This window comes from Vibrio sp. EJY3 (genome assembly GCF_000241385.1).
GTDB classification, from domain to species: domain Bacteria; phylum Pseudomonadota; class Gammaproteobacteria; order Enterobacterales; family Vibrionaceae; genus Vibrio; species Vibrio natriegens.
In genome coordinates this window covers 1,883,662-1,896,140 of the sequence record NC_016614.1, presented here as the reverse complement: position 1 = coordinate 1,896,140, position 12,479 = coordinate 1,883,662, and the positions used below count along the sequence as shown (strand labels likewise).

General features: G+C 44.7%; 7 protein-coding genes. 6 read left to right on the top strand and 1 reads right to left on the bottom strand.

From position 1 onward, the window contains the following. Positions 1 to 67: 67 nt before the first annotated feature. From VEJY3_RS24155 to VEJY3_RS24130, 6 genes are all read left to right on the top strand, one after another. The gene (locus VEJY3_RS24155; RefSeq protein WP_014235061.1) at positions 68 to 1,987 is read left to right on the top strand and encodes an ABC transporter substrate-binding protein; all 1,920 of its coding nucleotides are present in this window, start codon (positions 68 to 70) and stop codon (positions 1,985 to 1,987) included. Between the two features lie 113 nt (positions 1,988 to 2,100). Further along, positions 2,101 to 3,096, top strand: a complete 996-nt coding sequence (locus VEJY3_RS24150) for an ABC transporter permease (RefSeq protein WP_014235060.1) — start codon at positions 2,101 to 2,103, stop codon at positions 3,094 to 3,096. A gap of 16 nt (positions 3,097 to 3,112) precedes the next feature. Further along, positions 3,113 to 4,288: an ABC transporter permease gene (locus tag VEJY3_RS24145; RefSeq protein WP_014235059.1), complete on the top strand. Its 1,176-nt coding sequence runs from the start codon at positions 3,113 to 3,115 to the stop codon at positions 4,286 to 4,288. Between the two features lie 10 nt (positions 4,289 to 4,298). Continuing rightward, positions 4,299 to 5,972, top strand: coding sequence for an ABC transporter ATP-binding protein (locus VEJY3_RS24140; protein ID WP_014235058.1), 1,674 nt, complete (start codon positions 4,299 to 4,301; stop codon positions 5,970 to 5,972). Between the two features lie 113 nt (positions 5,973 to 6,085). Next, on the top strand, positions 6,086 to 8,089 hold the full coding sequence (locus VEJY3_RS24135; protein WP_014235057.1) for a methyl-accepting chemotaxis protein: 2,004 nt from the start codon (positions 6,086 to 6,088) through the stop codon (positions 8,087 to 8,089). A 9-nt stretch (positions 8,090 to 8,098) separates the two neighbouring features. Continuing rightward, on the top strand, positions 8,099 to 9,262 hold the full coding sequence (locus VEJY3_RS24130) for an ROK family transcriptional regulator (protein ID WP_041170446.1): 1,164 nt from the start codon (positions 8,099 to 8,101) through the stop codon (positions 9,260 to 9,262). A gap of 103 nt (positions 9,263 to 9,365) precedes the next feature. On the opposite strand, the gene VEJY3_RS24125 is transcribed toward VEJY3_RS24130, so the two are convergent. Further along, positions 9,366 to 12,074, bottom strand: coding sequence for a sugar-binding domain-containing protein (locus VEJY3_RS24125; protein WP_014235055.1), 2,709 nt, complete (start codon positions 12,072 to 12,074; stop codon positions 9,366 to 9,368). Positions 12,075 to 12,479 lie beyond the last annotated feature (405 nt).

The following is a 12,479-nucleotide window of genomic DNA, read 5'->3' as shown; positions in this document are numbered from 1 at the left end:
GTTAAATGGCTACGCGAAGTGCGAAAGAATTAATCTTTACATTTGTATACAAATCAGGGAGTTACTGATGAGTTATAAGAATAGCTTACCTCTACTTGGCAAAGTCGCTATCGCGGTTGCAGCCTCTGTCTCTTTTTCTGCTTTGGCGGATACGTACAACGAAGCCCCACAGCTAAAAGAGTTGGTGGCAGCTGGGCAACTAGCCCCTGTTTCTGAGCGTTTGCCTGAAAACCCACTTGTTGTTGAGCCGATTGAATCTATCGGTCAATACGGTGGTGAGTTGCGTCTGCTTGGTTTAAAAGCGGACCGTGGTCACCGTATGCGTATGCTTAAGTACGACAACTTATTTAACTTTAACCGTCACTACACGGGTATTGAGCCAAATCTAGCGACTAGCTACACAGTAAACCCAGAGCTTACAGAGTACACGATCAGCTTGCGCAAAGGCGTTAAATGGTCTGACGGAACAGAGTTTACAGCGGAAGACATCAAGTTCTACCTAGATTTAATTAACCGTGAAGACTGGTCTGGCAACAAACCACTCTATGCTCGTCAATCAGGTGATGCAGTCGGTACCGTTGTCGACAAACACACAATCAAAATCACGCTAAAAAATGCCGATGGTATGTTCATTCGTAAATTGGCGAACACGGATGGTTCTAACATCGTTCAGTTCCCGAAACATTACTGTGAGCAATTTTTGCCTGAAGTAAACGCTAAAGTGACTGAAGAAGCAAAAGCCGCTGGCTTTGATAGCTGGCAGCAATACTTCCAAACTAAGTGTCGTGCGATTTACTTCCAAGAAAGTTACCAAAACCCAGACCGTCCTACAGTAAACGCCTGGAAAGTAAAAGTCGCTCCAGGTCCGCAAACGCAATATGCAATTTGGGAACGCAATCCATACTATTGGCAAGTCGATACGGCGGGTAACCAATTACCTTACCTAGATACGGTTTACTTCTCTTACTCTGAGAATAAAGAAGAGATGGTTCTTCGCGCTGCCGCTGGTGAGACAGACTTCCAAACTCGCCATATTGGCGTAGCTAAGTACCGTCCAATGCTCATCGAAAACGAGAAGAAGGGTGACTACACTTACGCGACTCGTCCAAGTACTAGCATGAACGCGCAGATCCTTGGCTTAAACCAAACACACAAAGATCCAGTTAAGCGTGAACTATTTTCTAACAAAGATTTCCGTGTAGCACTTTCTCACGCAATTGATCGTGAAGGTATTAGTGAGACTATTTTCTCTGGTGTCGTTGCGCCATACCAAGCAGCGCCTTCAGAGGGTAGTGCATTCTACGATGAGGAATTTGCAACTCAATACACAGAGTTCAACCCAGAACTTGCCAACCAACTGTTAGACAAAGTCGGCCTGAACAAGAAAGACGACGATGGCTACCGCCTGGATAAAAATGGCAACCGCCTGCGTATTGAAGCGTTGGTTAACCAACAGCACGTTGGTGAAACCACAGACATTCTTGAGCTTGTGAAAAACGATTGGAAAGACGTGGGCGTATTCCTGGATATCCGTATCGTTGAAGGTTCTTACCTGCAAACTCAACGTTTGGCGAATGAATATGATTTAGCGCCAGCGAAAGGTGATGGTGGTATCGGTGTGTTGGATACTTTCCGCAGCTATGCACCTCAAAACCCAGAGTCTACCTGGGGCTTAGGCTACTACTACTGGATGACAGATACTTCACACGCTAATGCTGTTGAGCCACCTGCACATGTTAAGAAGCAAATTGAGCTTTACCAAGCTATGGGTAAAACGTCTTCTCATGAAGAACAGTCTAAGCTGATGCAACAAATTATTGATATTGCGAAAGAAAACTTCTATGTGATTGGTACGGTTCAGCCTCTGGATGAAGGTGTGATCATTCGTAAAGGCGTTCGCAACGCTGATACTGAGGTTCCAAACTCATACAGTATCGCTTCGCCAGGTCCAATGCGTACCGCTCAACTTTGGAAGGAATCAAAGTAATTTCGTTGAACTAGGTATGGTTAAACCAGACCTGTTAGCCGCAGTCACTAGCAGCTGCGGCTAACGAACCTTTTGTTTTAACTGTTTGCGAAGTTGCAAATGTAGGAATAATTATGAGCAGTTTTTTTCTGTATATAGGACAAAGATTAGCGGCGGTATTTACCACTTTGCTGGTCGTGTCTATTTTAGTTTTTGTCGTTATTGATTTACCACCAGGTGATTTTGCTTCTGCAAAAATCGCAGAAATGGCCGCTATGGGTCAAGATGTCGACCCAGAGCAGATACTTGTTTTGCGTGAAATGTTTGGTTTGGATAAACCGTTGCATGAGCGTTACATAAGTTGGATGGGAGGTCTACTTACAGGTGATCTCGGGCTTTCTCTGGTTAACAATAAACCAGTTTGGGATAACATTCAGCCTACACTGTTACCTACCATTCTTTTAGCCTGTGCCGTACTGGTTTTCAAATTTACGTTGGCTATTCCAATCGGTGTTTACTCTGCTCTGCGTCAATACTCATTTGGCGATTACATCGCAACCATATTTGGCTTCATTGGTATGGCAACGCCTAACTTTGTTATTGCGATTGTTGCCTTGCTAATTGGTTATCACTCTTTTGACGTGATGCTGTCTGGTCTTTACTCGCCAGAGTATATCTCTCAACCTATGAGTTTCGACAAATTCATGGACGGTGTTAGTCGTAGCTGGTTGTATATTCTCGTTGCGGGTACTGCAGGTATGGCGGGTATCATTCGTATTATGCGTGCCAACTTACTCGATGAATTAACAAAGCCTTATGTAAAAACCGCACGAGCGAAAGGCCAAAAAGAATTTACGCTCTTAGTTAAATACCCTATTCGTGTCGCGTGTCTACCACTTGCTGCGACGATTGGTTGGCAGTTACCACTTCTTATCAGTGCAGACGTGATTGTAAGCCAGGTGTTGAACATCCCGACAATGGGACCAACCATGCTTAGCGCATTGCGTAACCAAGATATGTACCTGGCTGGCGACATTCTATTGCTGATGTCTACCTTAACCATTATCGGCACCATCATTTCTGACCTCATCATGTATTGGGTAGACCCTCGCGTACGCGCTGGTCTTTAACCGAGGAGTAATCATCATGACAGCTAATATTCAAACTGCTCCTGCCAATAGCATATTTGCTCGAGTATGGAAGCGAAAGAAAAAACAGATTGACCTAACGGAAGCAACCGCCTGGCAATTGATTGGTCTTAAATTAAGACGTCACAAACTGGCTTGGTACAGTATGTGGTTCTTAGCTCTAATCTATTTTGTCGCTGCATTCGCGGAGTTTTTTGCACCGTTTAACTCAAGTGACAACTGGCGTCGATACACTTACGCGCCGCCGCAACAGGTAAACCTGTTTGAGAAAACCAACGAAGGTTGGGATTGGGCGCCACATTTAATCGGCTACACAGTGAAAACCGACCCTCGTTCGCTAAAACGTCATTACACCGAGAATCCAGAGAAGAAAGTTTACTTTGAATTTTTTGGTGAGGTAGAACCGTACACGCTAGCGGGCTTCATTCCGATGAAGTACAAGTTACTTGTACCTAAGAATAAACGTGATCCTTTCTTCATCCTCGGTTCTGACCGAATGGGACGCGATATGTTATCGCGACTAATTCATGGTGCGCGTATCTCGTTGTCGGTTGGTCTGATTGGTGTATTTTTTACCTTTTTCATCGGTATTTTGGTGGGTGGTATCTCCGGTTACTTTGGTGGCAGAGTGGATAACTTCATCCAGCGCACCATGGAAATTGTTAAATCGGTACCAACGCTTCCACTTTGGATGGCGCTAGGTGCGTCATTACCTAATGACTGGAGCTCGTTGCAGCGTTACTTCCTGATCACCATTATCTTAGGTTTGGTTGCATGGCCTGATATGGCTCGCGTTGTCCGCAGCCGCTTCATGTCATTGAAGAGCGAAGAGTATGTTGCAGCGGCATGGTTAGATGGCAACTCGCCATTTGAAATTATCCGCCGTTACATGGTGCCAAACTTCCTGAGTCATATCATCGCAGTGGTTACGCTAGCGATTCCGAGCATGATTTTGGGCGAAACGGCGCTTAGCTTCTTAGGTCTAGGCCTTCAACCACCTATGGTGAGTTGGGGTGTATTGTTACAAGAAGCTCAAAACATCCGTGCACTAGCGGATGCAATCTGGCTGTTAATTCCAGCAGCAAGTGTGGTTATTGCCATTCTAGCGATGAACTTTGTAGGTGACGGTTTACGTGACGCCTGCGACCCTTACCATGAACAAGGTGCAAAATAAGGTATTTAAAATGGCGGATAAAATTCTTGAAGTTAAAGATCTGAACGTCAGCTTCCCGACAACGATGGAAACCTTCCACGCTGTTAAAAACGTATCGTTTCATTTAAATCGTGGGGAAACCTTGTCAGTCATCGGTGAATCGGGTTCTGGTAAGTCTGTGACAACCAGCGCGATTCTTCAACTGCTGGACAAACCAGGACGCATTGATTCAGGGGAAATTCTTTATTATACCGATGGATCCAAGGTGGATATCACCACGTTGCATCCGCGTAGTGAAGAAATGCGTAATTTGCGTCGCTTTAACTTCTCATTGGTATCGCAAGAGCCAATGGCAGCACTGAGCCCTGTTCATACGGTTGGCGATCAAATTAAAGAAGTGCTTTGTCTTGTTGATCCAGGCATCACGAAACAAGTGGCTCATGAACGTGCAATTGAACTTTTGACTCAGGTACAAATGCCTGAGCCGGAAAGTTTGATTAACAAGTACTCGTTCCAGTTATCTGGTGGTCAGCGTCAACGAGTTGTCATCGCGATGGCGATTGCCAGTCGTCCGGATGTATTAATTGCCGACGAGCCAACAACGGCGTTAGATGTGACCACTCAGGCTGAAATTTTGGAGTTGTTTGCCAAACTGCAGCAAGAGATAGGCATGGCTATTTTGTTCATTACTCATGATTTAGGGGTAGTGGCACAAATCTCGGACCGTGTCGTCGTTATGGAAAAAGGTGTGGTTGTCGAGCAAGGTGATGTGCGCCAAATCTTCGAGCGACCTGAGCACCCATATACGATTAAGCTGATGAATGCGACGCGTGCGCTTGAGCTACCTTCTGAGGTGAAAAAACCGTTTGTTTACACAGGGCAAACGCCACTTTTAGATGTAAACAACGTCACTAAAGTGTTTGAAAAACCGGGCAAGATGTTCGAGAAAAAACAATTTATGACGGCGGTGAACAACGCGACGTTGACGCTGCACCCAGGCGAATCTTTGGGAATTGTTGGTGAGTCCGGTTCTGGTAAGAGTACCTTAGGTCGAGCGATTTTAGGTATGCAGCCAGCAACGTCAGGTAACATTCGTTACGTAGACGAAAGTAGTGACGTCGAGCTTGAGCTTGCTGACTACAAGCGTGTTAAACGCGATCCTTTGTTTGCCGATCTACGTTTGATTTTCCAGGACCCATGGTCCTCTTTAAATCCACGTATGACAGTTGCGGATATCATTGAAGAGCCGCTGAAACTGCTTCGCACAGAGATGAGCGCGCAAGAACGTAAAGATCGCGTACGTAATATGATGCGTCGAGTGGGTTTGCCTGCGGAGTTCTCAAGCCGCTATCCACACGCATTCTCTGGCGGGCAGCGCCAGCGAATTGTTATTGCTCGCGCACTGGTGACGATCCCTAAACTGATCATTGCAGATGAGGCGACGGCAGCATTGGACGTATCATTGCGTGCACAGGTTTTGGACCTATTGATTGAATTCCAAAACGAATTTGGCACATCGTTCATCTTAATCACCCATGACATTGCAACCGTGAAGTACTTCTGTGATCGAGTGATCGTACTGCAACACGGCACGATAATGGAGCAGGGTACCATCGAGCAGGTAATTCATAACCCACAAGAACCATACACTCAAAAATTGATTGCAGCGGTTCCTGTTGCCGAACTACCTAAAGAAGTGGCGTAAAGTTCACTGGTTACTCTAACTCAGGGTGACTTTAAGTTGTCTTTAAAAGGCCGCGTTATGCGGCCTTTTTTATTTTCACAATTCGTAAATTATAAAAATATTAAAAGGTTCCTATGAAGTTTTGGCAAGATCTGTCCATTGTTAGACGTATCTACATTGGCTTTACCTTGTTGCTGCTGGCGATGATTTCGATTGCGGGCGTGAGTTTGCTCCAGGGTAACTTGCAGTCTGAGCGTACCCATATCGTGACTGAAGTGATTTCTCCTTATATGGTTGAGTTGAATCGAGTGACAGTGCATCTGCTCACTAGCCAAGCCTTGGCTAACTCTTATTTCACACCGTTGGATGCCGACATATATACAACAATCGAATCTCAGTTTTTAAAAAACCATCAGCGCTATGATGAAAAATTGTTGGAGTTGGATGCGTTGTTCACCCAACTCAACGAACACCAAATTGATTTGTTAGAAACTCCACATGACATCGCCCTATTTTCTCAAACACACGATTTGTTCAAATGGTATCAACAAGTTGTCGACACAGAGCAATGGGTAGAGGGTCGGACTAGGCAGTTTGTTTTAGACAGCACCAAAATGAAACGTGCCGCTTATAGCTTGTCTGGCTCGGTTGATGATATGAATGCCAGCTTTATGGCAAACAATCTAGCAGCCACTATTGATTCACTTATTTTTAATACCAACCAAGGCTTAAATTCGAGTTCGGCAGACGTTATCGATGGACTGATTAAAAAGAATCGCGCCGTCGCCGAGCGGATTATTAAAACCAGCCAGTCTCTCGCGGAAAAAACACGCAGTTATACAACGCGCGATCAAAAACTCCTGAAGACTGTGATCGATCATGCGACGGACGAGCAAGGCGTGTTGGTCAAACATTATCACGCCATGTTGCAACAGGCCGAAGTTTTCGAACTCCTCGCCGAGGTTCAGTCAGATACGGCACAGTTGATCGATCTGTTTGTCCATCAGTCTGAACAGCTTCGACAACTGTCTGAACAGCAAGTTACTGAAGTCAATGTGATGCAAGCCAGGGGAGAAAAACTGATCATTTTGGTTACGTTATTCTCTTTCTTAATCGTGTCAATGGTTGCTGTGACACTAAGCCGGACGATTCGTAACGCGTTATACATGCTTAAAGCGTCGTTAAATCGTATAGAAAATGGCGATCTGACGTTAACTACCGGCATTAAAAGCAAGAATGAGTTTGGCGAATTGTCTAACTCGATAGATCAAATGATCAATACACTCAAGCACTTGGTGGCATTGGTACAGTCGGTATCCCATCAGCAAAACCAGCTTGCTAATCACAATCAAGTCACTGCCTCTAAAAGTCAAAAATCGCTGGAGTCACAGCGCATCGAAACCGAAAGTGTCGCAGCGGCGATGAGCGAAATGGAAAGCTCGGTCGCGGAGGTCTCCCAAGCCACACGTACCAGCCAAACTCAGTTAAACGATATTGAGCGTTCGGTCGTGAAAGGACAAAAACAAACCACTGACAACCTTGAGGCTCAACATCAGCTTTCACAAGCTCTCAAAGAGTCCGCAGATGCCATATCGCGAGTGAGTGATGTAAGCACAGAGATAGGCCGGGTACTCGAAGTGATTCAAGCCATAGCGGATCAAACCAATTTACTCGCGCTTAATGCCGCCATCGAGGCCGCAAGAGCTGGAAGCATGGGGCGCGGCTTTGCTGTGGTTGCGGACGAAGTTAGGGAACTCGCTGGTCGTACAGGTCGTTCAACCCAAGAGATCCATACAATGACTCAATTGTTGCATAAATCGGTTGAGCAGGCGGTCCAGCAAGTGGAACAATGCCATTTTTATATGCAGCACTCGCGCGAATCATCCAATCAAACCAGCATGGTAATGCAAGGTATTCAAGCTTCAATTTCTGAACTTGCTCAGTTGGGAGCACATATCGCTTCGGCGACAGAACAGCAACAAAACACCGCGATAGACATAGCAAAAAACATCAGTCGAATCTCAGACATCGCGTCATCGAATTCAAAAGGCGCTGTGGAAGTGGCAGCAAACGGACAGAAGTTGCAAGAGCTGTCGATAGAGCAACTTAAATTGATTGAGCACTATAAGCTGGGGTGAGTGATGGAGATGCGTCAAGGATTAGGTTTGTCCAATAAAGCGATTCGAGTTCACAACAAGCGTTCCATCTTAATGCATTTGGCGAAAAGTGGTCCCTTGAGTAAATCAGAGTTGGCGTCCCGCACTCAGCTTTCGATACCTGCTGTGAGCAAGATACTGTCGGAATTGGATGCTGAATCAAAAATCATGCTTTTCCCCGGACCTGTTCAACGCCGCGGTAACAGTGCGGGGATCTATGCACTTAGTAATAAACTCAGCCCCATTCTTTGTTTAAATGTATCACCAAACAAAATCGCGGCACTCGTTGTTACTGCAGACCTGGAGTTGCTATTCGAAGCCTCAGAGACCGAGATCAATGTCGAAACACCAGAAGCGTTAATTGACGCGGTCTGTGACGTATATGATAACGCACGAAACGCCAGTAAACAGCGCAAACTACGTGTCGCTATCGGCTTGCACGGTCAAGTATCCAGGCACAGTGGGGCATCTTTACATATGCCTCTTGCCAAGTGGAAAGGCGGCTTTGAATGTCGATATTTGTTAGCGCAACGGCTTGATACAGAGGTCATTGTTGAAAACGATTGTGTCGGATTGGCATTGGCAGAAAAGTGGCAAAGTGAACGCCCTGAGCACTTTTGTGTAGTGAATTTAGACTATGGAATTGGCTCGGCTTTTATCATCGATGAGCAAGTCTTTTTTAGTCGTTCTCATGCGAATGGCGAAATTGGACACACTTTGGTGGATATTCATGGCAAGCAGTGTGGCTGTGGCCAGAGAGGGTGCCTGGAGACGGTTGCCTCGTTATCGGCATTACAAAGTGAGTGGGACAAGGTTTTACAGAAAGGGTGTATAGGGAATGCACATTTTATTGATGCGGTATTAGCGAATCATCCAAGTGCCATACGTTTGAGTGAAAATGCAGTCAATGTGATTGGCCGAACGTTAAGTAATTGCTTAAATTTAGTCGGCATTGAGCAAATTTTACTGTATGGCCCTTTATGTGAGTTGGGTGACGCTTGGTTAAGCAGTATTCGCGAAGCAATTGCCTCACACCCATTCAATGACAACGACGAGCTGACTCAGCATCAAACTCAAGTTATTTTTGGTGAATTATCGACTTCTCAACAACTTAAGGGGTTAGCGTATCTATTTATTGAGAAAAGCTTAAATTAGCCTGAGCATTATTGATTAACACCTAGGTATTTAGAGTCGGGGTAAGTTTAGTACCCAAGATTTTTGGCTGAGAAAAATGCGCCAACTGAGTTGGCGCGTTAGATTAGAAATGAAATTCGCCACAATCTGATTGTTGCAGTTCAACACCTCGATGCTTGGCTCTTATATAGGCGTTGCGAGCGATTCTATTATCAACTTCCTCAACAAAAGAGTGTTTAATTTCGGCTAATCGCGCAATGCTATCGGATGATTGAGTTGGTAGCTCCGATTGCAGAATAGGAAGCGTATTAGGCTTGGTATCTAATTCCAAAATAGCGGGTACAAGCGTATTCATCCCTTCATTTACCGGACGGGCAATCACCAGTATCTTGCCGGCCGTTTGCGTGGTACGAATCAACGCTGGTGCGCTCCCCCATTCCGTCGCCCTTGGGTTCGCAAAAATGTTGTCGGCTTCGATTAGGCTCGCTTCACCATAAACCTCAAACTTTATGTGATGTCGGGCCAAACGTTTTACATTTCCATCTTCATCAGTGACTTCAGAAACGATGGTACCAATATCAGAACCATTAGCGATGAGCGATGAGTTGTCGATACTAAGGCGCAGACGTGTTGGTCGTTTTGCCGGATACTTGATTTCGGTGATCACACATTCGTCACCCACAAAGCCTTTGGCAATAATGCAGGCTTCGGTGAACCTTTCTTCGCGGTGTAGATTCTTAAAGTCCATAAAATCAAAAGCGCCTTTGAATATAGCAGGCAAAAACGGAATGCCTTTTCTCGGATTTTTGACAACTTGCGTACCGAAATATTGACCCGCGACACTCAGTTCAACTCTATCCACATTGCTCACCACCACGATATCTGAACCAGAAATAGGCGTAGCTTCGTGGAGTATTTTTAAATGGTAACCCGATTGGCAAATAGGATGGGTTTTGTTTGGGTTACGCTGCGCCATGAATACATGGTAGCTGTATTTATCTTGGCGAAACGCATCCATAATACCACCCCAAAACTGCTCAGGATGATAACCGCGTTGGTGATCAAAACCATGCCATAAAGTGCCGCCAATATGCTGCCGTGGTGTTTGATGTAATACGTTGAGATTGGTGGCATATTCATGGCCGGAACTATCGGAGCCTGTAGCGTAGTGCAGCGCTTGAATGATTTGTGCTTGTTCACCCCAGCTACGATGAACTCGGCTGTTAGAGTTGTGAGAATTCCAGTCGTCGACGTTATCTCCCCATTCGCGCGTAAATACGGGAACGTCAAATTCCGCAGGATAAATCAATTGCCCTTCATCCGTTTCACCTGCTTTGACTTGGTTAGGGTGTGCATACATCACTTCTCTTGCTTCAGGGCAATCAATATAGCTATCGAGTGGAACCCAAGTCGTTTCATCCATTTCCTGATGAACAATTTGGTGTAACTCTTTTAAAAACCAGTTCGGCTGATGGGTTTCATTTAGAGCGGGTTCAAACATCCAAATGCATGCGTGGTTGCGATCGCGACGAATTTTTTCGCGTACGTTTTGCTTGGCTTGTTCAACAAACTGAGTCTCTTCATTCCAGAATTGCCAACCAATAGAAGGCTGAATAATTAATACTCCTAATTGATCAGCGGCATCAAGAAAGGCTGGGTCTTGCGGGTAGTGCGCAGTGCGGATCACCGATAAGCCAGCATCTTTGAGTTTCTTTACATCATTCCAATGCTGACTATTGCTCAATGCAGTGCCGATGTGTGCGTAGTACTGATGGCGGTTAACACCGATTAACTTTTCTTCGTAGGCTTTGCCGTTAATGTAAAGGCCATCTTTTCCTTTAAGTTCGAGAGTGCGAATGCCAATTCTCAATCGCACGCTATCAATCTGTTCGCCAGAATTGTCGAAGAGTCGGCAGTCTAGCCAGTACAAATTAGGTGAGTCGGGGTGCCAAAGTTCTGGCTGCTCTACTTGCATTTTACAGCTGACATGCTGATCACTAGATTCTATCGAAACATTCAACGACTGCTTGGTAGTAACGTATCCAGTTTGGCAAGAGCTCAGTTGGCACTCAATAGTGACTGGCTGCGTATTATTCGTTTGATTAATGATCTGCATGCCAAGATCAATGGTGGCACTTTGTTCTGAAACGTTGCGATAGCGAACTCTTAATCCAGAATGTTTGGTATTAGGGGTTGGAGTGTTAGCGATTCCTTCATGGCCAAAATGCATCATCTTTTGTGTGGAAAAAAGCCACACATCGCGATAAATACCGCCAACGTAAGTAAAATCAAGCTCGTATTGATTTTTTCCTGCAGGGAAGCTTGAGTCATCGCTATTATCTGCTTTGACCGCAATAATATTGGTTGAATCAAAGTTCAGGAATGACGTTATATCAATAACAAGCGGTAGAAAGCCTTCTTTACGCGAGGCAATCAGCTCTCCGTTAATCCACACTTCTGATTTACCTTGAATCGCTTCAAAATCAATGACTATTCTTTGATCTTTTAAATTCTCCGGGATAAGAAAGTGCTTCCGGTACCAAACGACGCCTTGGTAGTTAATGGTGCCACTGGCATCTTCAGGTAACAATTCCACACAATGTGGGAGAGAAACTGATGTCCAGTTATTATCATCGCAAATAAGTTGATTGGCGTTTACAGGATCACCCTTGTAGAACAGCCAGCCCCCATTGAAATCAAAAACGTGACGAGACGGAGCTGGCATAGAGAAAAATCCAGAATGAGAAAAATCACGCTGACAATCAAGTGAGTGAATTGGCTTGTGGTGAATGAGTTGTGACAGGCAACGTGTCTTTTCTATCTGTGATGCCATGTGTTGTTCCTAATGCTGTTACTTAGACCGCGGTATTATATCAACGCCTTAAAATTCAATTTAGAACAGTTTTGAATCCAAAATCACACTACAAAGTTAACCAAGTTTACTATTGTTCCATTTAATCGCGTGATTGTTGGTATTTACGAATGTGTAAACTCAATTGTCGCTTTATTTATTAATTAACAAGGTCGAAAAAATAAAGGAATATTATTTTGTCTTATATTTTTATTGGGGCGAAATGGGTTGTTAATAGAAAGTGTAAGTGGTGATGAATAAGTTAATTGTTTGATTTTGTTTATAAAAAAGAAAGAGCCCATAAGGGCTCTTTTAGTATGCAAACAATATCTTAGGAAATATAAAGCTATATCTTATTTCAACCAGTAACTACTTTCGTAGGGCCAA

Coding starts and splice junctions, on each gene's coding strand:
- VEJY3_RS24155 (WP_014235061.1), top strand. CDS start 68: ATGAGTTATAAGAATAGCTTACCTCTACTTGGCAAAGTCGCTATCGCG.
- VEJY3_RS24150 (WP_014235060.1), top strand. CDS start 2,101: ATGAGCAGTTTTTTTCTGTATATAGGACAAAGATTAGCGGCGGTATTT.
- VEJY3_RS24145 (WP_014235059.1), top strand. CDS start 3,113: ATGACAGCTAATATTCAAACTGCTCCTGCCAATAGCATATTTGCTCGA.
- VEJY3_RS24140 (WP_014235058.1), top strand. CDS start 4,299: ATGGCGGATAAAATTCTTGAAGTTAAAGATCTGAACGTCAGCTTCCCG.
- VEJY3_RS24135 (WP_014235057.1), top strand. CDS start 6,086: ATGAAGTTTTGGCAAGATCTGTCCATTGTTAGACGTATCTACATTGGC.
- VEJY3_RS24130 (WP_041170446.1), top strand. CDS start 8,099: ATGCGTCAAGGATTAGGTTTGTCCAATAAAGCGATTCGAGTTCACAAC.
- VEJY3_RS24125 (WP_014235055.1), bottom strand. CDS start 12,074: ATGGCATCACAGATAGAAAAGACACGTTGCCTGTCACAACTCATTCAC.